We start from the raw sequence: 24596 nt of genomic DNA on the forward strand, positions 1-24596 counted from the left end.
ACGGCGCTCGCTCACGCGCCCGGCTGGGCCTTGGCGGCGAGCATCGCTTCGTAGAAGTTGACGCCGCCGCGCGGGCCGCGCGCGCGGATGATGACGCGGTAATAGACGTCGAGTTTGCCCGCTTCGATGGGCGGCACGGTACTGCCACTTTTTTTGGCAAAGGCGTCAGCTGCGGCGAGCGCGACCGTTTCGGGGTCGACGGTGCACTTGCTGCGGATATCTTCGCCATCGGTCAGCACCGGATCGGACTTGCACTGGCGCTCGATGACGTACTGGATGCGGTAATTGCCGGAATCGGTCGCACAGTTCGTGGCACGGCCGTTTTCGTCGATGCAGGGCACGGCCGTCGATTCCCAGATCGCGTCGGAGGCGATCCGGCCGGCGTCCTTGAAGTTCGGCTTCCCTGCAGCATCCTTGAAGTAGAAGGCGCTGCGATAGTACGTGCGCGCGGTAAAGGCCCCCGACTGCAGTTCCTCGACCGCACGGTTGATCGCGATATCCCCGGCGTACATCGTCGCCTGACGGAACGCGAGGTTGCCGGCGACGAGAGTGCCGGTGTCGGTCGAGCGGATCACCGAGGCGGCGGCTAGGCTCATCAGCACGAGGATGATCAGCGCGATGAGAAGGACCACGCCCGCCTCGGCGCGACGTCCGCGCGGGCTCGCGGGGAAGGCGCGTTCGCTCAGCGGTTCCATAGCGGATTCCTCAGGGGAACGACCGTTTCATGCACCCGGTAGCGATAGTTCTGCCACGTCTTGCCGGCCGGCACGGCAGTGCCGCCGAGATCCAGCGTGATTGCACCGTCGAATACGATGGGCGCTTGCGCGGTGACCGTTCCGGTATCGGGCTCGCGGCTGCGTGCGACCATGGCCAGGCGCACGGCCTTCACGCGCTGAAGCTTCTTGTGGTAGTCGTCGCGCTGTGCCGTGCTGAAGGCAGTGTACTGCGAGGCAGTCGGCGCATTCTCCCACGTGGCGATCTGGTCGCTGCCGTCGGTCGAGATGCCGTACTGGGCCTTCAGCATCACGATGTCGGCGGCCATCGCGTAGTTCTTGTAGGAGGCTGGGCACGTCGTGCGCAGCGCGACGGGATCGACCGTCTTGGGATCGTAGCGCAGCAGCGCGCCGCATGCGACGGCATACTGGATGTACTCGAACTCGGGCTTCACCCAGCCGGGCGGCATCTTGAAGACGAGCGAGCCCGCACTGTAGGACACCGGATTGGTGTAGGTCGTATTCGGATTCGTCGGATTGAAATCGTTCGCCACGTCGCCGGAGGTGCTGCCGAAGTGAACGTTGCAGCCCGTTTTGAAATTCGTGCACTGATCGCTTTGCGTCTGCCCGGAGACCTTGGTGACCTTGAAGCGGGTGCACGGCGCTTTCGTTTCATTCGGCGGCGCCTGGACCACCAGCACCGTGTCGCCGACGTGGATCTGGTCCTCGGACGCCAGGTTCGTGTCGCTGATCTTCATGATGTCGGACGAGCTGGGCATCTCCTTGACGATCGGGAGGATCTCGCCGGAATAGAAGTCCGGCGCCCCCACCATGATCTCGACCATGTCCGACAAAGCAGTCGATGCACCCGACTCGATCCGCACGGGATAATGGAGACTGTACAGATTGCTGTTGTTGGCGGTGACCACGCCCTTGTCGTACATGTTGTAGCCGGGGCACAGGCTCGCGAATGACCCGTTGAACAGGGCAGCCCCCGCACCGCGCAGATCGCGATCCATCAGGGCGACCGCGACCTGTGCTCCCTCCGCCGCGGTGTGCCCTGCCCCGGTGATGCGGAATTGCTTGCCTATGGTCGAGACGGACGACGTGATTGCGAGCGTGATGATCAGCCCGACGACGAGCCCGATCATGAGTTCGATCAGCGAAATCCCGCGACTGGCGCGGGGGGCGAAGGATCGGCTTACACGCGGGGAACGCTGCATGATCACTGCCAATGGAAGCGGTTGGTGACCTGATGACGACGCGGATCGCGCGTCACGACGCTACCGTCCTTGTTCTTGTAGCGCCCCGCCCACTCGAGGGTCACCATCAGCGAGTAAGCCGACACGCCGGCTGGCCGCTCGATGATGATGCTCGCATCGTCGAATTCCGCGCACACCTGCCGGGTCCAGGTATAGGACGGATGCGAGGTGGAAATGCCGTCCGTGCAGGCGGTTCGCGTCAGCAGGTACTTTTCCGACGGGTCCGGGGTGTCGACGGTGTCCTTCAGGGCGACCTCCGCAAACAGGCGATTCACGAGCAGGGAGGCGTTCGCGCGATCATGCGCTTCGGTGCTCAGCTGGACGGCGCGCGCCTGCATCTCGATCAGGCCGAGCGCGCCGACGGAGAACACGAGCAGCGCGACCAGCCCCTCGATCAGGCTGAAACCGCGCTCGCTGCGCGCACCGAGCCGACTTGCGCCCTTCAGCATTTTCTCGAATCGCTCCCCGTCGCGGCCGGATCGCACATCTGCACCAGACCGCCCCCATGCACCTGGACGCGCAGGCTATTCACGCCCGGCACGCGCGTCGTGAGGTCGATGTCCTCGATGCGCGGCGCGGCGGTGTCCACGAGGCCGGTAGGCAGGAAGACAACGTTGGTCTGCGACGCATTCGTCGCGATCGTCACCCCGGCCGCCGAAGTCCCCTTGGCCTCCTGGATCGTACTCACCGGACTCACGGTCGCGACCGACCAGTTGCCGCGGCCATCGGTCAGGGTGAAGCGCACCGGTTGGTTGCGGCGCAACGCCTCGGCGCGCGCGAGTTGCAGCCCGGAGACGAGCCCTTCTGCGGCAACCCGGACGCGAAAATTCACCAAAGTCGTCTCGAAGCTCGGCGCCGCAAGGGACGCCAGAATCGCGAGCACGCCGATGGCGACGAGCGCCTCGACGATCGTGAATCCCCCTTGCCGCCCGGCGCTTCGCCGTCGATTCAGCACGAATCCCCCACGCGGAGCAGCCAGCAGTCGCGCGGGAGGGAGCTCGCGCCGGGGAAGGCCGTCGTCTGCCGCAGGTTGTCGTGGTTGATCGTGAAGGTGAAGCCCGCCATGTTGCGCGACGCCTTGCCGGTCGCCGTCGCGAGGAAGGTCTGGTTGCTGCCGCCGCCGTTGTTGCAGGTGATGTCGAAGGCATCGGCGGACGGCGCTGCAACACCGCAGGCCGAGCCGGTGGAGCCGTAGTTGCGGTTGTCCTGATAGTACTGTTCGAGGCGCATGCGCAGCGTCGCCAGCTCGTTGATCGCCTCGGAGATGCGGCTGCGCTGGACGTACCCGGTGTAGGACGGGATGGCGATCGCCGCGAGGATCGCGACGATCGCAACGGCGATCATCAGTTCGATCAGCGTGAAGCCTGCCTGCCCGGCGCGCCGGGCGCTCACGCGATGGCCCACGCGGGCGCTGAATATGTCGTAAGTCATACGCGGATGTCCAGCCAGGATAGCAGCGGAAAGACCGGGCGGCACGGACCCGGGTGAAATTCCCCGCGCATGCCCGAACGGATTCGGAACAGATGATACCGGACGGCACCAAATCCCTGAAAAGAATTGTAACAATGCGAAAGTTCGGGGAAAAGCGCGACCGGGAGGTTCAAAGGATACGCATTCGGGGTACGAAATGCATCCTTCCCGGCGCCTCGCGGAAGCATCTACCCCGCGCACAAAATGCACAGAGGCCCGGCACGCCGGACCTCTTCGAGACTCCTGCGGGAAAGGCGGATCAGTATCCGAGCGACTGGCGCGCCTGGTTGAGGGCGTCCGTGATCGGCTGGAACGGGCCGTAGATGTGCTGGCTGCGCGAGAAGGCGGGCGGATTGGCCGGATCGATCGACCATGCGCCGGCGGCGTCCTTGCGCGGCATGGTGTAGTCGTAGCTGGCGTCGACCGCGCGCTTGAGCGCGTTCGGCACCCCGTCGGGGCCCACGCCGGCCCAGTCCTGCGTGATGTGGCGCGGATTGAAGGGGCGCTGCTTCGACAGCAGGTAGGCGGTGACGTCCCACGCGTCCTCGGCGGCCATCAGCGTGTTGGGGTCCACAGCGTTCACCTTGTCGTGCGGCATGTTGCTGTAGACGAATGCCGCCGCGGTCTGGAGCCGTCCCATGCCGGCCATCAGACCGTGGCTGCTTGCGCCCCACAGCGCGGGATAGCGGTAGCGCTTTTCGTCGTCGCGCCACACACCCGAACCGTCTTCCTGGTGGCAGCTGCGGCAGCGGTCGTTGTAGATGTTGGCGCCGCGCGTCGGACTGGCGGCACGCGACAGGGCTGCCGGCTTGCGGGTCTCCTGGCCGGGCACCTGCTGCCAGGTGTAGCCGGGCTGCAGGCCGGTCGACAGGAAGTCGACGTAGGCGATGAGATCCTTCATCCACTGGCTGTCGGCCGGGATCATCTCGCCCGCGAGCGAACGCTCGAAGCAGCCGTTGATGCGGATCGGCAGATCGCGTGCGACGTTCTCGCGCGCGCTGAACTTCGGGTCCGCGTACTCGATCGCGGCGACGACGAGCGGCACCGCGTACGGGCGCGTGCCTTCGTCCATGTGGCAGTTGCTGCAGGCGAGCTTGTTGCCGACATAGGGCTTGCCGTTGGCCGCGACGTTTCCGCTTTCGGCGCCGAGGTAGCGGTAGGTGGAGCGGAAGATGTCCTTGCCGCGCGCGGCCGACGTGCTCATCAGGTCGGGGTCCGGGATCTGGTAGGCGGGCGCGTAGAAGGCGTTGTAGTCGGCGGGGTCGGTCCCGCTGCCGGCGAGCGCGCCGGCGGCTGCGGCGCTGAGTGCGAGCCCGATGAGGACGCGCAGGGTGCGGTGTGACATGTCGGTTTTCCTCCGGTTGTCGAACGCTGGAGCCGGGGCCCGCTGCATCGGCCGCGGCGTGGGTGCTGCCCTATGCACCGCCGCAGGCTACGCCCCCATGCCGGCGGAAAACATCCAGACGATGGAGGGGGCGACTAGACGAATGACTCGATTGACATGCGCTCCGGATTCGACTAACAAAGCCGCCCCGCGTGGCACGCGAGTGCCCTGCGGGCCTGGCGTTTCGCCCCGCACGTGCTAGCGTGAAGCATGAACGGCCGCCCCTTTCCCCCGCGACCGCGACCTCCCCGCCGCGCCGAAAGGCACGGCGGCCTTCCTCCTCCGGGGTCCGCCCCCTTGCCGGACGCAGAAGCCGGCCCGTGCCGACGGATTCCGACTTCGACGGCAGATCGACATGAACACCCCCCAACCCGGATTGAAATGCGTGAAGGTCGTCGCGCTCGCGGTGCGCGACGTCGCGCGCGCGAACAGGTTCTACGGCGAAACGCTGGGCCTCGCCCCGGCCAGCGAAGGCGGCCGGCAAGTCGGCTTCGAACTCGGCGGCACGGTGCTGATGCTGAAGGACGACTGGTACGGCACGCCGACCGCGGAGCCGAACCCGCGCATCACGCTGGAATGCGCGGACGCGCGCGCCCTGGAAGCCACCCTGCGCGGACTCGACGTGAATATCTCGGATGTGGTCGAGCTCTACGACGGCAGCTACTACGTCGGCGCCTTCCTCGACAGCGAGGGCAACAAGCTGTGGTTCTGCTCGCCCGGATAGGATCCCGGCCCCCGCCGCGCCCTCAGTCCTCGGCGTCGATGAAGTCGAGCACGTCGCGCGCGAAGCGCTCGCGCTGCCACAGGTGCGGCGCGTGGTCGACGTCGTCGTAGATGTGCAGCAGCGCGTTGGGGATGTTGTCGTGCACGTAGTGGGCGGTGCGCGTGTGGTAGAAGTTGCTCGCGCCGCCGTAGACCAGCAGCGAGGGAACGTCGATCTTCTCCAGCACGTCGCGGTAGTCGGCCGCGGCGAGACTGGACCAGCAGTCGATCAGCGGCTGCGGCGCCATCTCGCGCAGGCGCTGGCGCGCGAGCGCCATGCCCTCGCCGTTCTCCAGGTACTTGCGCCGCGCGCGTTCGTTGAGGCTGTGGCCGACCAGGCGCAGCACGCCTTCGGCGAAGTCTTCCTGCAACGAACGCACGAAGGCGGCGTTGCGCGCGGCGTCGAAGTCAGCGTAGATGCCCCAGCGCCAGTCGCCGTCGGTGAGGATGCGCGGCGACTGGTCGATGATCACGAGCTTGCGCAGGCGGCCGCAGCCGAAGTCGCGGATGTATTGCCACAGCGTCAGCGCGCCCATCGAATGACCGATGACGATCGCGTCGCGCAGGTTCCAGTGTTCGAGCATCTGCTCGAGGTCGCGCGCCATGCGCGCCGCGCTCGGCGGGGTGTCCGTATGCAGGGCATGGCCGCCGTGCCCGCGCGCATCCCAGCGATACACGCGATGGCGCGCGGCGAAGGCCTCGATGAACGGGCTCCAGTCGCGATGGCTGGCGGTCCAGCCGTGCAGCAGCACGAGCGGTGGCCCCTCGCCTTCGATCTTGACGTGGATGTGTTCGCCGTCGTCGGCGATAAAATGGCTCATTGCGTGGATCATCGCGCTACCCGCTGCCGGATTGTGTTGCAGCGCAGTATAAACGCTGACCATGCCGCGGCGGGCGGAACGGATCAGCCTGCGGTCGGGGCCGCCATCATGAGATGGCGCGGGCGCAGGGGATTCGACGGTGCGCGCGGAAACGCCGGAAAGCCGTTCCAGCCGCCCATCTCCGGCCCGTCGTGCGGGAAGATGTAGGTGCGGCTCGTGCGCACGACCTTGCCGTCGATGAAGTGCACGTTGAAATAGGTGTAGATACCCGGACCGTCGTTCTCGATGTTCCAGTCCCACACTTCCTCGCCGCTCAGGCGGAAGAATTCGACCGAGCGATGCGTGCCGAGCAGGCGCGACACCTGCTCGCGCGTCATGCCGCGCTCGACGCGGGCGAGGTTCTCGAAGGACAGCGCGTTCGCCTGCCGCAGCACGGCGCCCCCGGCGTCGACGGTCACCATCAGCGTGACGTGGCCGAAGGGTTGCGTCGGGTACTCCAGCGTGCGCGTGCCGTCCTCGTTCTGCCAGCGCCGTGCCGGCTCGCCATGCACGGCGATGGCCTCCGCCTCGGTCACGAGCGGGCGGGAACCGAGGGTCGTCGCGCAACTGCTGGCGAGCACCGCGGCTGCAAGCAGCGCAGCGATGCGTCCCCATTTCGCGACTGTGGCTCCATGCCTCACTTGGCTCACCTTCCTTGCGTCAGCCCCGCAGTTCGACGAAGCGGCTCGTGCGTGCGACACGCGCGTCATCGTTGAAATGCACCAGGAAGAACACCGGATCGCCCGAAGCCTCCTTGCCGACGCGCCAGCCCCACACGGTTTCCTTCGCGAGGTCGAAACGCTCGCGCGAGCCGGGCGCGCCGAGGATGCGCCGCACTTCGTCGCCGGTCATGCCTCTTTGGATGCGTGCGAAGTTGGTTTCGTTCAGCACCTGGTCGACCTTGCGCAGCACGTCGTCGGTGCCGATGGTCATCATGAAGCACTCCGTGCCCATGGGCTGGCGCGAGTATTCCCACGTCACCGAGCCGTCGTCGTTGTGCCACTCCATCTGCGGCGGGCCGAAGCGCTGACGCACGTCGGCGGCCGTCGACACGCCCGGCTCCAGCTCCTTCAGGTTGAAGTGATCGCAGGCGGCGATCCCCAGCGCCGCGAGCAGGCTGCACAACAGGGTGAAAAGGCGTTTCATCAGGGCGATTCTCCTCACAAGGGGCCGCAGGCGCGCCAAGCGCACCGCATTATGTCGGCGCCGCCGGGCGTGGGCTAGAATCGCACCATACCGGGGCGCGGCACAATCGCGAACCGGCCCCTTGTCCGCATACAACGCTTCGGAGAACGGTTCATGAAGAAGACCCTGATCGCCCTCGCACTCGCCGCGGCCGGCCTGTCGGCCGCCCACGCCCAGACCGTCGTCAAGATCGGCCACGCCGGTCCGCTCACCGGCCCCATCGCCCACATCGGCAAGGACGGCGAGAACGGCGTGCGCCTCGCGATCGAAGACGCCAACGCCAAGGGCACCACCATCGGCGGCCAGAAGGTCAAGTTCGAACTCGTGAGCGAGGACGACCAGGCCGACCCGCGCACCGCGACGACCGTCGCGCAGCGCCTGACCGACGCGGGCGTCAAGGGCGTGGTCGGCCACGTCACCTCGGGTGCGTCGATTCCCGCATCGCGCATCTACGAGCAGGCCGGCGTGCCGGTCATCACGCCGTCGTCGACCAACCCCAAGCTCACGCAGCAGGGCTACAAGGTCACCTTCCGCGTCATCGCCAACGACCTGCAGCAGGGCGCGGCGATGGCCGGCTACGCAACCAAGCTCGGCGCGAAGAAGGTCGCGATCATCGACGACCGCACCGCCTACGGCCAGGGCCTCGCCGACGCCTTCGCCGAGAGCCTGAAGAAGGAAGGGGTACAGGTCGTCGGCCGCGAGTTCACCAACGACAAGGCGACCGACTTCACTGCGATCCTCACCAAGATCAAGGGCAAGCAGCCCGACGCCGTGTTCTTCGGCGGCATGGACGCGCAGGCTGCACCGATGCTGCGCCAGATGAAGCAGCTCGGCCTCGGCGCCAAGTTCCTCGGCGGCGACGGCGCGTGCACCGGCGAGATGATCAAGCTCGCGGGCGACGCGATGAGCGGCGACGCCTATTGCACCCAGGCCGGCATCCCGATGGACAAGATGCCCGGCGGCGCCGCTTTTAACAAGCGCTTCAAGGAAGTTTACAAGGGCGACGTGCAGCTGTACGCGCCGTACAGCTACGACGCCGCGATGGCGCTGATCGAGGCGATGAAGGCCGCCGGCTCGGCCGAACCGGCCAAGTACCTGCCGGCGCTGCAGAAGCTCAACATGACGGGCGTGACCGGGAAGATCGCCTTCGACAAGAACGGCGACATCCTCGACGGCGGCGTCACCCTGTACCGCTTCCAGGGCGGCAAGTGGGAAGCGCTGAACTGATGGCGTGGTGCACCCGCCGCGCACCACTGCCGTGCGGCGGGCAACGAAAATGAACCGGATCGGGGCGCTGCGGCGCCCCTTTTTTTTGCCGCCGGGGGCCTGGCTCCAGGCTCCGTCTCACTGCGGGCCGGCGCCGGCCGCCGGCATTAGGGTTTTCCACAAGCTGGCATGACTTGTGCGATGCATCATGCGTGCAAACACAGGATCCATCCGTTCGAAACCCGCACCAGCTGCCGATCCTTGCCGGAAGTGAAACGCTATGTCATCGACGATGCGCGGTCCCGGCGATCCCTTGCTGCACTGCAGAAGGCACAAACCGGCACATCACTGTTGCAATTTGCGCATCACGGGCTGTTTTTGGGCAGAATACGCGGACTTTTCAGCCCCCCGGGACCGTTGCAATGCAGCGGTGATAGTCGGGGGCGAACGGAAAAGCGGTATCACGTGCAGCACCCTGACGGCCCTTCGGCGCTCACGAAGGCCAGAAGTGTCGTTCAGGCCTTCAATCTCACGAATCGATCTCGCTGGAGGAGCAACATGAAGCAAACCGTCGTCGCACTCGCGATCATGGGTATCGGACTATCCGTCGCCCACGCACAGGAAATGGTCGTCAAGCTGGGCAGCGTCGCACCGCTGACCGGCACGATCGCACACCTGGGCAAGGACAACGAAAACGGCGCGCGCCTCGCAATCGAGGACGCCAACGCCAAGGGCATCACGATCGGCGGCAAGAAGGTCAAGTTCGAGCTGATGGGTGAGGACGACCAGGCCGACCCGCGCACCGGCACCACCGTCGCGCAGCGCCTGATGGATGCCGGCGTGAAGGGCGTCGTCGGCCACCTCAACTCCGGCACGACGATCCCCGCGTCACGCATCTATAACCAGGCCGGCGTACCGATGATCTCGCCGTCGGCGACCAACCCGACGCTGACGCGCCAGGGCTACAAGGCGGTGTTCCGCACGATCGCCAACGACGTGCAGCAGGGCGGAGTGCTCGGCAAGTTCATCGTCGGCCCGCTCGCGGCGAAGACCGTCGCGATCATCGACGACCGCACGGCCTACGGCCAGGGCCTCGCCGACGAGACCGAGAAGGCCGTGAAGGCAGGCGGCGGCAAGGTCGTCGCGCGCGAATTCACGACCGACAAGGCGACCGACTTCAACGCGATCCTGACCAAGATCCGCGGCGCCAAGCCCGACGTGATCTTCTTCGGCGGCATGGACGCCCAGGGCGGCCCGATGCTGCGCCAGTTGAAGCAGCTCGGCGTCGAAGCGAAGTTCGTGACCGGCGACGGCGGCTGCAGCCCCGAGATGATCAAGCTCGCCGGCGAGGCGATCGGCGCCAACGCCTACTGCTCGATGGCCGGCCTGCCGCTCGAGAAGATGCCGGGCGGCACCGAGTTCCGCAACCGTTACAAGGCGCGCTTCAACGCCGACGTGCAGATCTACTCGCCCTACGCGTACGACGCGGCGATGGCGATGATCAAGGCGATGCAGGCGGCCAACTCGACCGATCCCGCCAAGTACCTGCCCGAGCTGAAGAAGAGCAACTACCCCGGCGTGACCGGCACGGTGGCCTTCGACGATCTGGGCGACATCAAGGACGGCGCGGTGACGATGTACCAGTTCAAGGCCGGCACTTGGGCTGCGATGTAAATCCGACGGTCATTCCGGCCCGCCAGTCTGGATGACCCGAAGCGGGGGTTGCGATCACGCAGCACGATCGCACCCCCTTTTTTGTGACTCTCGCGACATGTAACCCGATGTATTTTCAGCCTTTCTGCGGTCCGGCCGACACACCCGCGCCGAACCCGATGCGCGCGCGAACGGCGCACGCGAAACCAGCGTCCGAACGGCGGACCGGCCTCACGACGGCCACCCCGCATCATTCATCCCAGTGCGGCCCGCACCCGACATTCCGAGGGTAAACATGGAAATCTTTCTTCAACAGATCGTGAACGGCCTCGTCGTCGGCAGCGTGTATGCGCTCGTCGCCCTGGGCTACACGATGGTTTACGGCATCCTGGGCCTGATCAACTTCGCCCACGGCGACCTCGTGATGGTCGGCGCACTCACGGCGCTGCAGACCATGATGTTCCTGATGGGCGTCGCTCCCGGCATGTCGCCGATCGCTATGCTGACCCTGTCGCTGCTGGTGGCGATCCCGGTGTGCATGCTGCTCGCGTTCACGATGGAGCGCCTCGCCTACCGCCCGCTGCGCAACGCGCCGCGCCTCGCGCCGCTGATCACCGCGATCGGCGTGTCCTTCCTGCTGCAGACGCTGGCGATGATCATCTGGGGCCGCAACTACCACACCTTCCCGCAGCTGATCTCGACGACCCCGATCCAGCCGATCGAGGGCGTGTTCATCACGCCGATCCAGATCACGATCATCATCGTCTCGGCCCTGATGATGGCCGGCCTGGTGCTGCTGGTGACCAAGACCAAGCTCGGCCGCGCGATGCGTGCGACCGCCGAGAACCATCGCGTCGCGGCGCTGATGGGGGTCGACACCAACATGATCATCGCGCTCACCTTCGTCCTCGGCGCCGCGCTCGCCGCGGTCGCCGGCGTGATGTTCGCGAGCAACTACGGCATCGCGCACTACGGCATGGGCTTCATGCCCGGCCTGAAGGCCTTCACCGCGGCGGTGCTGGGCGGCATCGGCAACCTCGGCGGCGCCATGCTCGGCGGCATCGTGCTGGGCCTGGTCGAGTCGTTCGGCGCCGGCTACATCGAGCAGGCGACCTTCGGCTTCCTCAATTCGTCCTACCAGGACATCTTCGCCTTCATCATCCTCGGCCTCGTACTCATCTTCAAGCCTACCGGCCTGCTGGGTGAACGCGTGTCCGACCGGGCATAACGCGGGAGTGACAAGAACATGAACGAACTCGCACTGGCCGTTCCCTGGCTGGGCAAGCGCAACCCGCAGGCCGCGCGCTGGCTGGTGATCGCGATCGCGATCGGCGCGCCGCTCATCGCGATGATGTTCGGCCGCACCTGGGTGCGCGTGCTCGACTTCGCGCTGCTCTACATCCTGCTGGCGCTGGGCCTGAACCTCGTCGTCGGCTTCGCCGGCCTGCTCGACCTGGGCTACATCGCGTTCTACGCGGTGGGCGCCTACACCGCGGCCTTCCTCGCATCGCCACATTTCGACCTGCACCTGCCGATCTGGATCGTGCTGCCGCTCGCGGCCTGCTTCGCGGCGACCGCGGGCATCGCGCTCGGCTTTCCGGTCTTGCGATTGCGGGGGGACTACCTCGCGATCGTCACGCTGGGCTTCGGCGAGATCGTGCGCATCTTCATGAACAACCTGAACTACCCGATCAACATCACGAACGGGCCGCAGGGGATCAACTCGCTCGACCCGATCATCCTGTTCGGCTGGGATCTGTCGCGCAATATCCAGGTGACCGAAGAACTCGCGATCAACTCGCTGTTACTGTATTACTACTTCTTCCTCGCCTGCGTCGTGGGTTCGATCATCTTCATCTCGCGCCTGCAGATCTCGCGCGTGGGTCGCGCGTGGGCCGCGATGCGCGACGACGAGCTCGCCGCCAAGGCGATCGGCATCAACACGCGCAACATGAAGCTGCTGGCGTTCTCGCTCGGCGCGACCTTCGGCGGCGTCTCGGGCGTGCTGTTCGGGACCTTCCAGGGCTTCGTCTCGCCCGAGTCGTTCTCGCTGATGGAGTCGATCGCGGTGCTGACGATGGTGGTGTTCGGCGGCATGGGCAACATCGCCGGCGCCATCGTCGGCGCGGTCATCCTGTCCGCCCTGCCCGAAATCCTCCGCCACCTCGCGGTGCCGGTGCAGCAGGCCCTGTTCGGCCACGTGCTGCTCGACCCCGAGGTGCTCCGCATGCTGCTGCTGTCGCTCGCGATGATCCTGATGATGCTGCTCCGCCCGTCCGGCCTGATCCCGGCCAACGCCAAGTACTCCCACATCCGCTACCTGAAGGCCAAGGGGGTGACCGAATGATCACCCTGCTCGAAGCCCGCAACATCGGCAAGCGCTTCGGCGGCCTGCAGGCGCTGTCGGACGTCTCGCTGACGATCCGCAAGGGCGAGGTGTACGGCCTGATCGGCCCCAACGGCGCCGGCAAGACAACCTTCTTCAACGTGCTGACGGGCGCCTACACGCCCGACGGCGGCGAGTTCGTGTTCAACGGCGCGGTTCTGCCCTCGGGCAAGCCGCATCTGGTGGTGGCGCAGGGCATCGCGCGGACCTTCCAGAACATCCGCCTGTTCCGCGAGCTTTCCGCGCTCGAGAACGTGATGGCGGGGCATCACATCCGCACCAAGGCCAGCGTGTGGGGCATCCTCACGCAGAACAAGCCCACCGTCGAGGAGGAGCGCCTGACCACCGAGCGCGCCTACGAGCTGCTCAAGTACGTCGGCATCGAGCGCTTCGCCACCGCGACGGCGAAGAACCTCTCGTATGGCGACCAGCGCCGGCTCGAGATCGCGCGTGCGCTGGCGACCGAGCCGCAACTGCTCGCCCTCGACGAACCGGCAGCGGGCATGAACGCGACCGAGACTGTGCAACTCAAGAACCTGATCGAGCAGATCCGCGGCGACGGCGTCACCGTGCTGCTGATCGAGCACGATGTGAAGCTCGTGATGGGCCTGTGCGACCGCGTCGCGGTGCTCGATTTCGGGCGCAAGATCGCCGAGGACGTTCCGGCCGAGGTGCAGAAGAACGAAGCCGTGATCGGCGCCTACCTCGGCGGAGGCCACAAGAATGCACACTAATCCCACCTCTCCCCTGCTCCAGCTCTCCGGCATGGAAGTCGCCTACGGCGGCATCAAGGCGGTGAAGGGCATCGACCTCGAACTCTACCGCGGCGAACTCGTGAGCCTGATCGGGGCCAACGGCGCCGGCAAGACCACCACGCTGAACGCCATCGCCGGCAGCCTGAAGATCGCCGGCGGCGAGATCCTCTACGAGGGTGAAAAGGTCCACGTGCTGCCGGCGCACAAGCGCCTGCGCCGCGGCATCGCGCTGGTGCCGGAAGGGCGCGGCATCTTCACGCGCCTGACGGTCGAGGAGAACCTGCGCATGGGCGCCTACACGCGCAACGACACGGCCGTCATCGAACATGACCTGGAACGCGTGTACACGATGCTGCCGCGCGTGAAGGAGCGCCTCGCCCAAGTGGCCGGCACGCTGTCGGGCGGCGAGCAGCAGATGGTCGCGATCGGCCGCGCGCTGCTGTCGCGCCCCAAGCTGCTGCTGCTCGACGAACCGTCGATGGGCTTGGCGCCGCTGGTGGTGGAGAAGATCTTCGAGGTCGTGCAATCGGTCGCGAAGGAAGGCGTCACGATCCTGCTCGTCGAGCAGAACGCCAACCTCGCGCTGGAGTTCTCGCAGCGCGCCTATGTGATGGAATCGGGCAAGGTCACGCTGACCGGCTCCGGCGCGGAACTGCTGACCAACCCCAAGGTGCGCGCGGCCTATCTCGGCGAAGCGGCCTGATCGACCACGTCGCGGTGCGACAGAACGGGCGGCCGGCGCACTACCGGGCGCCCGTTTTCTTTTCCGGAGGACTCGCGCCATGACGCATGGCACCCTGCACGGCGGCTGGATGACCGGAAAAACCATCGCGCACATGTGATCATTCGACGGCCACGACTGACGAACGGAACTCGCGGCCAGCTCATGCTTGGCGCCTCGGCACCAAAGGGAACAGCAGCACGCACCCCAAGCCCAATCCGAGCCCGGTAATGAGGTCGAAAAGGTAGTGTTGCCAAGTGGTCTGGGTCGACACGGCAATTAGCAGGAACCACGCATGCAGGGGCCAGCGGGGAATGGCTACGATCGAGTTCTTGCGCAGCAGATCCCACAGAACGAGCAGCGTTGCCGCATGGAGTGACGGCGCGAGGTTGCCTGCCATGTCGAAGGCCTGGAGTTCCTTCCAGAGCACCCCGAGGAATCCGTCGACAGGAGGGAAGACTCTTTCGTTGTGCAATGGAAAGAGCCAAAAGCAGGCGAAGCAGGTGAATTGCGCGGTGAGCAGACGTTTGCAGAACTGGGCCAACTCGATACGGTTCGCACAGAGGAAGAACGACAAGGGGTAGATCAGGTTGATGCTCAGGTAGGGAAGCAAGGTCCAGGGCAAAAACGGAACCTTGCGGTCCAACCATGTCTCGGCCTGCCAGGGAAGCGCATTTCCCTGTGCCATTGCGTTGGTCCACTGATAGCCGACGAGAAAAATCGACCCGACGACGGCCAGGGCAATCAACGCAGCCCTCCACGGCAAGTCGTGCTGCGCCAGTGCGGTGTCATTACGTACCATTTGTCGATATACTCGCGCCCGTTGAATGCCAAATGCGTTCTGCAGAGAATGCTATATGGATCGCCTGATTGCCAACCCCAACTGGACCCTGTTTCTCGAAAGGGATTTATTGGTCCTGTCGGCGGGTGGAGACGAAACTTACCTGATCGACGACGTCGTCGACCCTGCGCTTGTCCGGCGCATTCACCAGGCGTATCTGTCGGATAACTTGGCGGAGATCGCTGCGGATCCGGCATGCGCCGGGGTTGTCCGCCAGCTCCTTCAGCTCAAGGCCATCCTTCCTGCCCGCGCCCGGGTCGCGCCGCAACGCGTCGGCGTCGCCTGGCTCGGCCAGCCACTCCCCGCACTGACGGAAAGGCTGCTGTGCGGCAGCACGGCTCAGGGAAGTCCCCCCTGGCTCTGCACCGAAGCCCCCTCCAAGGCCACGGATATCCTCCTGCTGGTGCGCACCAATGCGGGATGGCAGGAAACCCTGAAGGCCTATCGCGACCTGGCGCCGCAAGTGCCGCACCTGTTTGTCGACCTGGCCTATCACCACACGCTGAGCATCGGCCCGTTTGTCGTACCCGGCGAAACCGCATGTCTCGGCTGCTTCGCCAACCGCGTCGCCCATCGCTGGGGAGATCCGCCCTTGCCGCCACGCCCGGCGGTCAACGAGGAAATCGACGTTGCCGTTGCCGTGCTGCGCCGTGCTCTACTCGCCGAGGATGCCTCACCCCGCGCGCCGCTGGCTTTCGTCGAACGCGTGACCAGCCTCGATCTGGGCACCTTGCGTAGCCAGAGCGGCCGCCTGTTTCAGCTTCCGGACTGCCCGACGTGTGGTCCGGAAAACACCGACGCAAGACCATTGCCCCTGCCCTGGCTCGGGGCCGATGCCGTGCGCTGATCCGAACCGAGACAAACAATGTACCGTCTTCCCAACCAATTCAAATCCGCGGCCAGTCAAGTACACAGTGCGGCAGGCGGCGGCTCGACGACGACGACTTGCTCCTGCTGTGTCGTCACCGCTGCCGGGGCGAGCATCCTTACCGCCATCCACTTTTCCGGACTCAGGAAGACCGCGGAAGCAACGCCCCCCATTTCCGGCGACATGGCGCCGCCCGACTCCGGCGGCGACGCAGGACGAATGTTCTCCGGACTGTTCTCGCTCGTTATCGCCACAGTCGTCGGCGCGATGTTTGCGTCAGTCGGCGGTTTCGCACTCGGCGCGATCATGGCCGTGGGCACGTTTGTCGGAATATTTGCCCTCGCCTACGAGTCGGCCGGCCTTCCCTCCGAGAAGGGCATTGTCCGGGCCGTTGCGGTCGTCCTCGCGATTGCCATCTGCGCGGCGATCGAATTCTCCCTTTGGGTAGGGGGTTGAGATTCCGGCCGAAGCAGGGTTTCGAGCAACCGGACAGGTGGCAACGCGGATTTCACTTTTTCAGCACATGTTGACCAGCGCTGCCGCGCTGCGCTGCGGACTGCTGCTCGAACCGCAGTATGTCGCGGAGGAGGCCTGCGACTTGCCGGGCCTGTTCAACGTGGCGGTCCCCGAAGACCCGAGCAACCCGTGGCAAACGGTCTCAGGCGCGGTCGGGATGACCCGTGAGTCGGCCTTGATCGGCGCAATCGCCGAGGGTCTGGAGCGTTATGCCGCAGCCTTCGTGGCGGCCAGGACTGTTCCGCGTTCAAAGATTCCCGACACTGAACGACTCGATGAATGCCAGTTCGCCTGCTTTTCAGACGAGCAGTTCGGCCGCCCCGATTTCCCCTGGGCCACGCAGGCAAAGCCCGAGGATCTGTTCGCCCAGGTCTTCAGCTTGCTCGACAACCGCTCTCGTTGGGTGCCACAAGAGTGGGTGGGGCTCGGGCCACGCACGGGCGAAGCTCGCCTGCCGTCGACATCGAGCGGTCTCGCAGCCTTTCGCCCGGTGGAAGGCGGCCCGTGGATGGCCATGTTGCGCGCCTCCCAGGAGCTGCTCGAACGCGATGCACTTGCGACAACGTGGCTGAACGGACTGGGTGGCCGGGAGATTCCACTACCTGCCGCGTGGCGCGAGCAGGTGCAGGCGCGGGGCGGCGAAGTCTACGCCTTCGACATGACCCAGGAGTGGAACCCGCATCCGGTCGTGGCCGTGGCGGGTGGCATTCCCCGGCGCGGCGAGCCGCGCTATTGCCTGGGGATTGCTTGCCGGGCGACGCGCGACGAAGCGCTGCAGAAGGCCTGGCTCGAATGGGGGCAGGCACTGACCTTCGCGGGCTTCCTCAAGCGCAGCCGGGGTGTGGAGCTGCCGCGTCATGCTGCGCAGTTGCGCCGCTTCGATGAACACGCGGTCTTCTATACGCTGCGCCCGGATCTCTGGCCGAAGACCGCGCTGATCGCCCATCGCCAGCCATTCATTCCGGTCGAGCGGTTTGCCCCGGCACCTGCTGCTGCGATTGATCAGCTGGATCAACTGGTCCATCAACTGGCCCAAAGCGGTGTCGACCTGTATTACCGCGAGCTGACCACCCGCGATGTCGCCGCTGCCGGCTTGCATGTCATACGGGTGCTTTCGCCGCAACTGACCGGCCTGCATGCCGACGAACGCGCGCCCTTCCTCGGCGGCCGCTGCAAGGATGTCCGCTGGCGTTACGGCAATGCTGCCCGCTTCACCGCCTTTCCCAACCCCTTGCCGCATCCCTTGGGGTAATTCATTGATGACCATCGACGACGCCAGCCCGCTTTTTGACGTGTTCTGGGCCAACAGCGAATTGAACGGGACACGAGCCCGCTTGCTGCGCGAGCGCATTGCCGCAGACGCCGCGCAACCATATGAAGCCCCCGAGCCTGTCTATGCCGGGGCGGCGCGCCGACTGCCCATCGTCCGCTCATCGCTGACGGCGGCCTATGAGGGACGGCGCAGCGGCCGGGAATTCTCCGCCGCCGCATTGAGCACGGATGATCTGGCGCACTTGCTTGCGCCCTTCGCCATGCGCCGTGACGGAACGCGCCCCTTGCCCTCCGGTGGCGGGAAATATCCGGTGTGGATCTATGCGGCCTTGCTTGGCGTGGAGGACGCCCCTGACCTCGCTGGACGGATTTGCTGGTACGACCCAAGGACGCATGGCTTGTCCCCCATCGGCGACTGTCCGTCGTGGAATGCGCTGCAAAGCGTGCTGGGGACTTCCTGGGATACCGCGCCATCGGCAGTGTTCTTCGTGGTGGCCAAACGCGGGCCGATGACCGCCAAATACGGCGAGCGCGGGGGCCGTTTCATGCTCATGGAAGCCGGCGGTTATCTTGTTGCGCTGTCGCTGGCGGCAGCCGAGCGACAACTGGCCGCGGTTGCACTCGGCTCCTTCCTCGACCGGCAAGTTTTGTCCCTGCTCGGCCTGGCGTCAGACGAGCATCTGTCCATGTTCGCCTTCGCCGCCGGCCGGCCGGCCGGCATCAGATCGTGAAGCAGTGAGTTCGTGACTGGCGTTTCTGGCGTTCGCCCGGACGATGCGCCATTGGCAATGGTTGATGCCTTGCGCCCCCACGCCCCACGGAATTCATCTCTCTGACGGCACGTGCGCCGACTGAGATCACGACGGAGTTCCCCGTGCCCACAGTCTTCACCCATCCAGTCGTACCGCTCGCGATCGGTGCTGCGCTTGGCAGCAGGATCATTCCGCCCCGGCTGCTTGCCTGCGGCGCAATCGCCGCGATTCTTCCCGATCTCGACGTGATCGCGTTCCGCGTGGGCATCCCCTACGCCGCAGAGTTCGGACACCGTGGCTTTTCCCACTCGTTGCTGTTCGCCTTGGTCGCCGCACTGCTGGGTGCCTGCTGTTTCCGCTGGCTGCATGCAAGCTTCCTTCGATCCTTCATCTTCCTCCTGACGGCGGTCGGCTCCCACGGCCTGCTCGATACGCTGACCAATGGAGGCCTCGGCATCGCGCTGCTCTGGCCCTGGTCGGGGCAGCGCTATTTCGCACCGTTTCAGCCGATCGAAGTCGCTCCACTCGGGCTCGGGCGGTTTTTCTCGTCAAAGGGAGCGAGCGTGTTCCTGTCGGAACTCCTCTGGGTGTGGCTGCCGGCATTTGCGGCGGGAGCGACAGGCCTGTTGGCGCGCGCCGCAGCAAGACGACGCAAGTTTGACGGCACAAAGACCCGGAGGGAAGCGGGGTAGGTTGGCGAGGCGACGCTCAGGGTCGCAAGGGACGAACCCGCGAGCGCTGCTCCCCCAAGCCCGCGATAGTGAGCTGCATCGTCTGACCGGGCCGCAAGTGGCGCGACGGCGATTGCAGGAAGCCGCTGCCCGGCGGGGTGCCGGTGAGGAGCACGTCGCCGGGGTGCAGCGTCATGTAGCGGCTGGCGCAGGCGACGAGTTCGGCGCAGCTGAAAAGCATGTCTGCGGTGTTCGAGGCCTGCATGGTTCCGCCGTCGAGGGTGAGGCGGAGGTCCAGCGCCTGCGGGTCGGGCACTTCGTCGCGGGTGACGAGCCAGGGGCCGAGCGGGCAGAAGGTGTCGCAGCTCTTGCCCTTGTCCCAGGTGGGGCCGCGATCGAACTGGAAGCCGCGCTCGGAGACGTCGTTGGCGATGCAGTAGCCGGCGACGTGCGCGAGCGCGCGGGCGGCGGGGACGGCGCTGGCGCGGCGGCCGATCACCAGCGCGAGCTCCACTTCCCAGTCGCAGCGGGTGGCGCCCGGCGGCAGGCGCACGGCGTCGCGCGCGCCGCACAGCGCGGACGGGGCTTTCAGGAACAGGATGGGCTCGTCGGGCAGGGTGTAGCCTGCCGCGACGTGCGCGCGGTAGTTGAGCCCGGCGGCGACGATCTTGCCCACGCCGGCGACCGGCACGCCCAGACGCGGGCGGCCGGGCACCGCGGGAAGGGTCCGCGGGTCGAGGCGGCGCAGCAAGGCGAGGCTACCGGGGGCGAGCGTCGCAGATCCGATGTCCGGGACGTGCGCGGAGAGATCGCGCAGCACGCCGTCGGCGTCGATCAGCCCCGGGCGTTCGCGGCCGCGCGGGCCATAGCGGACGAGCTTCACGCTTCTGCCATCTCCATCACGCGGGCCAGGTGTGGCTGCCGCCGGCGTTCATCGCGAGGTTGCCTCCATCGACCGGCAGCAGTACGCCATTCACGGCGCGGGCGGCGTCGGAGGCAAGGAAGATGGCCGAGCCGACGTAGTCCTCGGGATCGAGCAGGCGCCCCTGCGGCAGCCCGGCGAGGATGCGCGGCAGGACGTGGTCGCGGAAGCGCGGGTTGTCGAGATGGCCGCGCAGTCCGGGCGTGAGGGTCTGCGCCGGGAGGATCGCGTTCACGCGGATGCCCGCCCCGGCGTATTCGACGGCGAGTTCGCGTGTCATCTGGTGCACCGCGGCCTTGGTGCAGCCGTAGGGCAGCGCGCCGCGCCCGAGCGCCGATTCCCCCGCGTTGGAACCGATGTTGATGATGCTGCCCTGCCCCGCCGGCAGCATGCGGCGCAGCGCGGCCTGGCAGCACAGGAAGTAGCCGGTGAGGTTCACGGCGAGCATGCGCTCCCAGTCGGCGGCGGCCAGTTCGTGCGGGCGCACGCGCGCGGGGAAGGCGAAGGGGACGTTGACGAGGATGTCGAGACGGCCGATGTCGTCGTCGATCGTAGCGAACAGCCCCTCGACGGCGGCGGAGTCGGCGATATCGACGACGCGCGCGAGCGGCGCGGGCCCGATCTCAGCGAGTTCGCGTGCGGTCTGCGCGAGGCCGTCGGCGTCGATGTCGGCGATCGCGACGCGGGCGCCGGCGCGCGCGAGGCCCAGCGCAAGGGCGTGACCGATGCCGCCGTTGGCGCCGGCGCCCGTGACGAGGGCGACGCGGCCGTCGAGGTCAAACCGCGGCGAGTTGGGCGGGAAGTCGCGCTGAGAGGTCGTCGGGGGGTTCATTTGCAGGGTCTCCGGGAGCGGGTTCGAGTACGGCGATGCGACCGCTGGCGCCGTCGAGGACGATGCGCGCGCCGTCGGCGATCAGGCGCGTCGCGTCGGGCAGCGCGATCGCCGGGATGCCGGCTTCGCGCGCCTGGCAGGCGCTGTGGGCGAGGAGCCCGCCGACTTCGACGACGAGCCCCGCGACGATGCGGAAGAGCGGCGTGACGCCGAGGTTGGCGGCGCGCAGGACGAGGATCTCGTCGCCGCGCCAGCCCTCGGCCGGCACTGGGTCGCCGGGGGCGAACACGCGTGCGACGCCGCAGACCTTGCCGGGGGACAGCGGTTCGCCGCTCCAGGCACTCCCCTCCGCCCCGTCGCTAGCACGCGCCGTCGGCACGCCGATGGCGTCGAGGCGCGCGCCGAACACGACGGCCGGGACGCAGTGCAGGCGCGCGGCGAGACGTGCCATCGCGTGCTCGGCGGCGCGGCGCTCGGCGCGGCGGCGCAGCGCTGCGGGGTCGCGCAACGCGGCAGGCAGTTCGCGCGTGTGGAGATGGAAGATCAGCGCCTCGGGCCAGTCGAGATGCGCGGCAAGGTGCAGCGCGGCGTGGCGGATCAGCGCATGGACGGCGGTGTAGTGGTGCTTGATCGTCTCGCGCAGTGGCAGGAAGTGCTGCGCGAAGGCGAGCGCCTCGAAGAGCGCCGCGCGCGCGGCATCGTCCACGCCGGCAGCGGCGAGGCGTTCCCCGAGTTCCGCCTCGGCCGCGCGGCGGGCGGCCTGCTGGCGCGCGAATTCGGCCGCCGGCCGGCGGCCGCTGGTGCGCAGGTTCGCGAGCAGTTCGTCGAGGCGAGCGGGATCTTCGGCGAGCCGCGGCTCGGCGAGTTCGAGTTCGTTGTCGGCTCCGTGGCCGTAGGCGGCGAGGTAATCGGCACGGCTACGGCGCCTCTCTGCGACCTCCTCCAGCCACAGCGCCTGGCGCGTGATGTGGCTGCCGGGCAGGCCGGACAGCAGGCGCGCGCACACGGCTTCGCTGTCCGATCCGAGCAGGGCTTCGAGCGTGCGGCGAACCTCGGCCGCGAAGTGGAAGCCGAGCCGGGCGGCGATGACGAATTCGACACAGGGGCCGGTGCGCAGGAAGCGCACGAGATCCGACACGGCGGCGACGACCCGGCAAGGCTCGGTCGACGCGACGGCTTGCTCGAGCGCCGCCGGCACGCCGAGGCGTGGCACGACCTGCGATTCGTAGCGCGCGAGGTAGGCGCGTGCCGCCGCGCGCAGGCCGCGCTCGAAACGCTCCCGCACTGCGGCGGCGGGAGCATCGAGGGGAAGCCGGCCGTACAGGCGCACTTCCGGATAGTTCGCGAGCGAGGGGTCGGCTACGACGCGGTCGAGGTAGTCGTCCACCGGCGGCTCCGCGCCGTCGCCGAAAGTCGCGGCGTCAACTTCGACATTGAAGCAGAGTTGCCCGGCGACCAGCTCGTACAGGTGATCGACGCAGCGCGGGTCGAAGCGGTAGCCGAGGCGCCGGCGCCCGGTCACGATCGCGCCGCGACGCCCGGCGAAGATGTCGCGGAACAGGCCGAAACTCATCGCGGTCGGCGTCGGCAGCAGCTCGCCGACGTTGCCGTTGCTAAGCACGAGCTGGCTGCCGTGCAGCACACCGCGCCGGCGCAGGTCGGCGAACTTGCGCGCGAGGCGCCGCCGCTCGCCGGCGAGGTAGTTTTCCAGCCCTGCGCCGCCTGCCGTGCTCGCGGCGACGAGCGGGCGCGCCTGCAGCAGCCACACGCCGCACAGGTCGACGGCGAACTCGACATCCTGCGGGCCGCCGAAGAAGGCTTCGGCGCGCAGCGCGAGCAGTGCGACCTCACGCGACTCGGCGGGCGTCAGGCAGGCGACGCGCGCGCGTTGCGGACGCACCGGGTGTGGACCGTCGGCTGCAAGCGCCTCGCGCTTGTGGCCGATGCGCTTGCGCAGCAGGCGGCCGGCGTGGGACAGGACGAAGCTGTCGCCGACGTGCCGCCCCGCGGCGAGCGGTTCCGCCAGCCCCCAGACGGCATCGACGTGCACCTCGCGGCGCCTGGTGTCGAGCGGCGCGCGCGTATAGGCGATACCAGCGGCGACCGCGGGGACGAGGCGTTGCACGAGGATCGCCAGCGCCGCATCGGCATGCCCCAGCCGCGTGCGGTACTCGGCCGCGGCCGGTTCGGCCCACGAGGCGATGCAGCGTTCCAGCGCGGCGAGCAGCGCCGCCTCGCCGTGCACGCCGAGTTCGGTGGCGTACACGCCGGCATAGCTCGCACCCTCGCCGTCCTCCTCGATCGCGGAGCTGCGCACCGCGACGCGCCCGCCGAGCGCGCGATAGGCCGCCAGCAGCGCAACGCACACCGCTTCGCGGTCCGCCCCGCCCTCGCGCCACGCCGCGACGGCTGCCGCGGTGACGCAGAAACCGGGACTCACCGGGAAGCCCGCCGCGAGCAGAAGGCCCTGGCGCAACGCCTTATTGCCCACCGCGCGGGCGTCCGCCGGCGTGAGCGCGGCGAGGTCGCGGATCCAGTCCGACGACACCGGCGCGCTCCCGGCCGCGCCCTCCGCGGCTGTCACGCGGCGACCCCGGCGCGGATCGCGCGGCCCGCCCGTTCCGCCCCGCGGATACGGGAGTCGTCGCGGTTGTCGCGCTCGCCGCTCCAGCGGTCCTTGAGTTCCAGCCATTCCGGCGCGAAGCCTTCGATGCGTTCGCCACGCAGCGACGCGTCGATCACGCGCCGATAGAAGCCAACGATATCCGCGACGAGCGCTGCGGTGCGCTCGCGGCCGGGAATCTTGAAGCGTTCGACGCCCATCGCGACGTATTCGGGCACTTCCCACAGCAGCAGCTCGGGGCTGCTCTTCAGGCGCGGCGAGTCGGGATGAAGGCGATCGCCCGCGGTGAGCGACCACTCGCCGCGACAGATACGGTAGCAGCTGCCGCCGCGCGCCGCCGAGCCGAGGTAGAGATCCTTGTCGTCGTCGCCGCGCAGGTGCTTGACGTGGAAGTAGCTGCTCGAATAGCAGCGCCCCGGGCAGATGCGGCCGCGATGCGGGTTCTGGAACAGGAAGGCTTCGAGCTTCATCGGGCTCGCGGCACGGATCTGCGCGGCCTCGGCGACGCCCCAGCGGTAGGGCAGCACGACGTAGTCCGCTCCCAGCTCGTCATAGAAGCGCACGTCCTCGACGTTGAACACGCCGGCGGTGACGCTGACGTGGATGTCCAGCGCGGGATGCGCGCGGCGCACCAAGGGGATCAGGCCGGGGTCGCACGCCATCACGCCGCTCACGCCGATCTTCGCGAAGCTCGCGACGCGGTCGAGGAACAGGCCGACTTCGTCGGGCGCGGGCATCACGTTGATCGCGACGCGCACGTCCTTGCCGTCGCGCGCGGCCTCGGCGACCAACTCGGCGATCGCGCCGTCGTCAAGCTCGTCGGTGGCCGGACGGCGGCTCCAGCCGCGCGGCCCGACGTAGACGGAGTCGGCGCCGCGCGCGAGCGACGCGAAGGCCATTTCGAGGCTGCCACCGGGGGCCATCAGGATCGGCATCATTCAC

General features: G+C 67.4%; 26 protein-coding genes. 12 read left to right on the top strand and 14 right to left on the bottom strand.

Features of this window, described 5'->3' with window-relative positions; genetic code table 11:
* Nucleotides 1–11 precede the first annotated feature (11 nt).
* From AzCIB_RS21600 to AzCIB_RS21625, 6 genes are all read right to left on the bottom strand, one after another.
* Nucleotides 12–695 carry a hypothetical protein gene (locus AzCIB_RS21600; RefSeq protein ID WP_050417787.1) on the bottom strand — a complete coding sequence of 228 codons (684 nt, stop codon included), beginning with the start codon at nucleotides 693–695 and terminating at the stop codon, nucleotides 12–14.
* Entirely contained in the window at nucleotides 683–1936 is a 1254-nt protein-coding gene (locus AzCIB_RS21605) for a PilW family protein (protein WP_050417788.1), read from the bottom strand. The genes AzCIB_RS21600 and AzCIB_RS21605 overlap by 13 nt, the downstream gene beginning before the upstream one ends.
* Nucleotides 1937–1938: 2 nt before the next feature.
* Complete coding sequence (locus AzCIB_RS21610) at nucleotides 1939–2424, bottom strand: prepilin-type N-terminal cleavage/methylation domain-containing protein (protein ID WP_050417789.1); 486 nt, start codon at nucleotides 2422–2424, stop codon at nucleotides 1939–1941.
* Nucleotides 2418–2930, bottom strand: coding sequence for a GspH/FimT family pseudopilin (locus tag AzCIB_RS21615; protein WP_050417790.1), 513 nt, complete (start codon nucleotides 2928–2930; stop codon nucleotides 2418–2420). The genes AzCIB_RS21610 and AzCIB_RS21615 overlap by 7 nt, the downstream gene beginning before the upstream one ends.
* Nucleotides 2924–3406, bottom strand: a complete 483-nt coding sequence (locus tag AzCIB_RS21620) for a type IV pilin protein (protein ID WP_050417791.1) — start codon at nucleotides 3404–3406, stop codon at nucleotides 2924–2926. Before AzCIB_RS21620 ends, AzCIB_RS21615 begins: the two co-directional genes overlap by 7 nt.
* A gap of 298 nt (nucleotides 3407–3704) precedes the next feature.
* Nucleotides 3705–4790, bottom strand: coding sequence for a c-type cytochrome (locus tag AzCIB_RS21625; protein ID WP_050417792.1), 1086 nt, complete (start codon nucleotides 4788–4790; stop codon nucleotides 3705–3707).
* Between the two features lie 394 nt (nucleotides 4791–5184).
* On the opposite strand from AzCIB_RS21625, the gene AzCIB_RS21630 reads away from it, so the two are divergent.
* Nucleotides 5185–5553, top strand: a complete 369-nt coding sequence (locus AzCIB_RS21630) for a VOC family protein (RefSeq protein ID WP_050417793.1) — start codon at nucleotides 5185–5187, stop codon at nucleotides 5551–5553.
* Between the two features lie 22 nt (nucleotides 5554–5575).
* Here the strand turns inward: AzCIB_RS21630 and AzCIB_RS21635 are convergent, their stop codons facing one another.
* The 3 genes from AzCIB_RS21635 to AzCIB_RS21645 all read right to left on the bottom strand — a co-directional run bounded on the left by AzCIB_RS21635 (nucleotide 5576) and on the right by AzCIB_RS21645 (nucleotide 7597).
* Complete coding sequence (locus AzCIB_RS21635; RefSeq protein ID WP_050417794.1) at nucleotides 5576–6412, bottom strand: alpha/beta fold hydrolase; 837 nt, start codon at nucleotides 6410–6412, stop codon at nucleotides 5576–5578.
* Nucleotides 6413–6495: 83 nt separating this feature from the next.
* Nucleotides 6496–7092 carry an outer membrane protein assembly factor BamE domain-containing protein gene (gene bamE, locus AzCIB_RS21640; protein WP_502685643.1) on the bottom strand — a complete coding sequence of 199 codons (597 nt, stop codon included), beginning with the start codon at nucleotides 7090–7092 and terminating at the stop codon, nucleotides 6496–6498.
* A gap of 19 nt (nucleotides 7093–7111) precedes the next feature.
* Nucleotides 7112–7597: a hypothetical protein gene (locus AzCIB_RS21645; RefSeq protein WP_050417795.1), complete on the bottom strand. Its 486-nt coding sequence runs from the start codon at nucleotides 7595–7597 to the stop codon at nucleotides 7112–7114.
* A 153-nt stretch (nucleotides 7598–7750) separates the two neighbouring features.
* Here AzCIB_RS21645 and AzCIB_RS21650 point away from each other — a divergent pair, with 153 nt between their 5' ends.
* From AzCIB_RS21650 to AzCIB_RS21675, 6 genes are all read left to right on the top strand, one after another.
* On the top strand, nucleotides 7751–8863 hold the full coding sequence (locus AzCIB_RS21650; RefSeq protein WP_050417796.1) for a branched-chain amino acid ABC transporter substrate-binding protein: 1113 nt from the start codon (nucleotides 7751–7753) through the stop codon (nucleotides 8861–8863).
* Between the two features lie 537 nt (nucleotides 8864–9400).
* A complete protein-coding gene (locus AzCIB_RS21655; RefSeq protein WP_050417797.1) occupies nucleotides 9401–10516 on the top strand; it encodes a branched-chain amino acid ABC transporter substrate-binding protein in 1116 nt (371 codons plus the stop codon).
* A gap of 274 nt (nucleotides 10517–10790) precedes the next feature.
* Nucleotides 10791–11723 carry a branched-chain amino acid ABC transporter permease gene (locus AzCIB_RS21660; protein ID WP_050417798.1) on the top strand — a complete coding sequence of 311 codons (933 nt, stop codon included), beginning with the start codon at nucleotides 10791–10793 and terminating at the stop codon, nucleotides 11721–11723.
* 18 nt (nucleotides 11724–11741) lie between these two features.
* Nucleotides 11742–12842 carry an ABC transporter permease subunit gene (locus tag AzCIB_RS21665; protein ID WP_050417799.1) on the top strand — a complete coding sequence of 367 codons (1101 nt, stop codon included), beginning with the start codon at nucleotides 11742–11744 and terminating at the stop codon, nucleotides 12840–12842.
* Nucleotides 12839–13615 carry an ABC transporter ATP-binding protein gene (locus AzCIB_RS21670; RefSeq protein WP_050417800.1) on the top strand — a complete coding sequence of 259 codons (777 nt, stop codon included), beginning with the start codon at nucleotides 12839–12841 and terminating at the stop codon, nucleotides 13613–13615. The genes AzCIB_RS21665 and AzCIB_RS21670 overlap by 4 nt, the downstream gene beginning before the upstream one ends.
* Nucleotides 13605–14339 (top strand): ABC transporter ATP-binding protein, encoded by a 735-nt coding sequence (locus AzCIB_RS21675; RefSeq protein ID WP_050417801.1) that lies wholly within the window; start codon nucleotides 13605–13607, stop codon nucleotides 14337–14339. The genes AzCIB_RS21670 and AzCIB_RS21675 overlap by 11 nt, the downstream gene beginning before the upstream one ends.
* A gap of 181 nt (nucleotides 14340–14520) precedes the next feature.
* Here the strand turns inward: AzCIB_RS21675 and AzCIB_RS21680 are convergent, their stop codons facing one another.
* On the bottom strand, nucleotides 14521–15105 hold the full coding sequence (locus AzCIB_RS21680) for a phosphatase PAP2 family protein (protein WP_198149578.1): 585 nt from the start codon (nucleotides 15103–15105) through the stop codon (nucleotides 14521–14523).
* 109 nt (nucleotides 15106–15214) lie between these two features.
* Here AzCIB_RS21680 and AzCIB_RS21685 point away from each other — a divergent pair, with 109 nt between their 5' ends.
* The 5 genes from AzCIB_RS21685 (at nucleotide 15215) to AzCIB_RS21705 (ending at nucleotide 19298) form a co-directional block, all read left to right on the top strand.
* Nucleotides 15215–16045 carry a TOMM precursor leader peptide-binding protein gene (locus AzCIB_RS21685; RefSeq protein ID WP_050417803.1) on the top strand — a complete coding sequence of 277 codons (831 nt, stop codon included), beginning with the start codon at nucleotides 15215–15217 and terminating at the stop codon, nucleotides 16043–16045.
* A gap of 18 nt (nucleotides 16046–16063) precedes the next feature.
* Complete coding sequence (locus AzCIB_RS24325; RefSeq protein WP_157058548.1) at nucleotides 16064–16522, top strand: hypothetical protein; 459 nt, start codon at nucleotides 16064–16066, stop codon at nucleotides 16520–16522.
* A gap of 37 nt (nucleotides 16523–16559) precedes the next feature.
* The gene (locus AzCIB_RS21695; protein ID WP_198149579.1) at nucleotides 16560–17834 is read left to right on the top strand and encodes a YcaO-like family protein; all 1275 of its coding nucleotides are present in this window, start codon (nucleotides 16560–16562) and stop codon (nucleotides 17832–17834) included.
* A gap of 7 nt (nucleotides 17835–17841) precedes the next feature.
* Complete coding sequence (locus AzCIB_RS21700) at nucleotides 17842–18585, top strand: SagB/ThcOx family dehydrogenase (protein ID WP_050417806.1); 744 nt, start codon at nucleotides 17842–17844, stop codon at nucleotides 18583–18585.
* A 143-nt stretch (nucleotides 18586–18728) separates the two neighbouring features.
* A complete protein-coding gene (locus tag AzCIB_RS21705; protein WP_050417807.1) occupies nucleotides 18729–19298 on the top strand; it encodes a metal-dependent hydrolase in 570 nt (189 codons plus the stop codon).
* A 16-nt stretch (nucleotides 19299–19314) separates the two neighbouring features.
* Here AzCIB_RS21705 and AzCIB_RS21710 read toward each other — a convergent pair whose 3' ends face one another.
* Genes AzCIB_RS21710 through AzCIB_RS21725 form a run of 4 tightly spaced genes read right to left on the bottom strand, consistent with a single transcriptional unit; the run spans nucleotide 19315 to nucleotide 24592 of the window.
* Nucleotides 19315–20160, bottom strand: coding sequence for a fumarylacetoacetate hydrolase family protein (locus AzCIB_RS21710; RefSeq protein WP_050417808.1), 846 nt, complete (start codon nucleotides 20158–20160; stop codon nucleotides 19315–19317).
* A gap of 16 nt (nucleotides 20161–20176) precedes the next feature.
* Nucleotides 20177–21031, bottom strand: a complete 855-nt coding sequence (locus AzCIB_RS21715; RefSeq protein ID WP_050417809.1) for an SDR family NAD(P)-dependent oxidoreductase — start codon at nucleotides 21029–21031, stop codon at nucleotides 20177–20179.
* Nucleotides 20976–23615: a PEP/pyruvate-binding domain-containing protein gene (locus tag AzCIB_RS21720; RefSeq protein WP_050417810.1), complete on the bottom strand. Its 2640-nt coding sequence runs from the start codon at nucleotides 23613–23615 to the stop codon at nucleotides 20976–20978. The genes AzCIB_RS21715 and AzCIB_RS21720 overlap by 56 nt, the downstream gene beginning before the upstream one ends.
* Nucleotides 23612–24592 carry a peptidase U32 family protein gene (locus AzCIB_RS21725; RefSeq protein WP_050417811.1) on the bottom strand — a complete coding sequence of 327 codons (981 nt, stop codon included), beginning with the start codon at nucleotides 24590–24592 and terminating at the stop codon, nucleotides 23612–23614. Before AzCIB_RS21725 ends, AzCIB_RS21720 begins: the two co-directional genes overlap by 4 nt.
* Nucleotides 24593–24596 lie beyond the last annotated feature (4 nt).

This window comes from Azoarcus sp. CIB (genome assembly GCF_001190925.1).
Classification (GTDB): Bacteria; Pseudomonadota; Gammaproteobacteria; order Burkholderiales; family Rhodocyclaceae; genus Aromatoleum.

Excerpts from the sequence above, each read along its gene's own strand:
- AzCIB_RS21625 (WP_050417792.1), bottom strand. The coding sequence starts at position 4,790 with ATGTCACACCGCACCCTGCGCGTCCTCATCGGGCTCGCACTCAGCGCC.
- AzCIB_RS21665 (WP_050417799.1), top strand. The coding sequence starts at position 11,742 with ATGAACGAACTCGCACTGGCCGTTCCCTGGCTGGGCAAGCGCAACCCG.
- AzCIB_RS21700 (WP_050417806.1), top strand. The coding sequence starts at position 17,842 with ATGACCATCGACGACGCCAGCCCGCTTTTTGACGTGTTCTGGGCCAAC.
- AzCIB_RS24325 (WP_157058548.1), top strand. The coding sequence starts at position 16,064 with ATGTACCGTCTTCCCAACCAATTCAAATCCGCGGCCAGTCAAGTACAC.
- AzCIB_RS21715 (WP_050417809.1), bottom strand. The coding sequence starts at position 21,031 with ATGAACCCCCCGACGACCTCTCAGCGCGACTTCCCGCCCAACTCGCCG.
- AzCIB_RS21660 (WP_050417798.1), top strand. The coding sequence starts at position 10,791 with ATGGAAATCTTTCTTCAACAGATCGTGAACGGCCTCGTCGTCGGCAGC.
- AzCIB_RS21655 (WP_050417797.1), top strand. The coding sequence starts at position 9,401 with ATGAAGCAAACCGTCGTCGCACTCGCGATCATGGGTATCGGACTATCC.
- AzCIB_RS21675 (WP_050417801.1), top strand. The coding sequence starts at position 13,605 with ATGCACACTAATCCCACCTCTCCCCTGCTCCAGCTCTCCGGCATGGAA.
- AzCIB_RS21650 (WP_050417796.1), top strand. The coding sequence starts at position 7,751 with ATGAAGAAGACCCTGATCGCCCTCGCACTCGCCGCGGCCGGCCTGTCG.
- AzCIB_RS21635 (WP_050417794.1), bottom strand. The coding sequence starts at position 6,412 with ATGAGCCATTTTATCGCCGACGACGGCGAACACATCCACGTCAAGATC.
- AzCIB_RS21610 (WP_050417789.1), bottom strand. The coding sequence starts at position 2,424 with ATGCTGAAGGGCGCAAGTCGGCTCGGTGCGCGCAGCGAGCGCGGTTTC.
- AzCIB_RS21600 (WP_050417787.1), bottom strand. The coding sequence starts at position 695 with ATGGAACCGCTGAGCGAACGCGCCTTCCCCGCGAGCCCGCGCGGACGT.
- AzCIB_RS21620 (WP_050417791.1), bottom strand. The coding sequence starts at position 3,406 with ATGACTTACGACATATTCAGCGCCCGCGTGGGCCATCGCGTGAGCGCC.
- AzCIB_RS21630 (WP_050417793.1), top strand. The coding sequence starts at position 5,185 with ATGAACACCCCCCAACCCGGATTGAAATGCGTGAAGGTCGTCGCGCTC.
- AzCIB_RS21725 (WP_050417811.1), bottom strand. The coding sequence starts at position 24,592 with ATGATGCCGATCCTGATGGCCCCCGGTGGCAGCCTCGAAATGGCCTTC.
- AzCIB_RS21685 (WP_050417803.1), top strand. The coding sequence starts at position 15,215 with ATGGATCGCCTGATTGCCAACCCCAACTGGACCCTGTTTCTCGAAAGG.
- AzCIB_RS21645 (WP_050417795.1), bottom strand. The coding sequence starts at position 7,597 with ATGAAACGCCTTTTCACCCTGTTGTGCAGCCTGCTCGCGGCGCTGGGG.
- AzCIB_RS21605 (WP_050417788.1), bottom strand. The coding sequence starts at position 1,936 with ATGCAGCGTTCCCCGCGTGTAAGCCGATCCTTCGCCCCCCGCGCCAGT.
- AzCIB_RS21670 (WP_050417800.1), top strand. The coding sequence starts at position 12,839 with ATGATCACCCTGCTCGAAGCCCGCAACATCGGCAAGCGCTTCGGCGGC.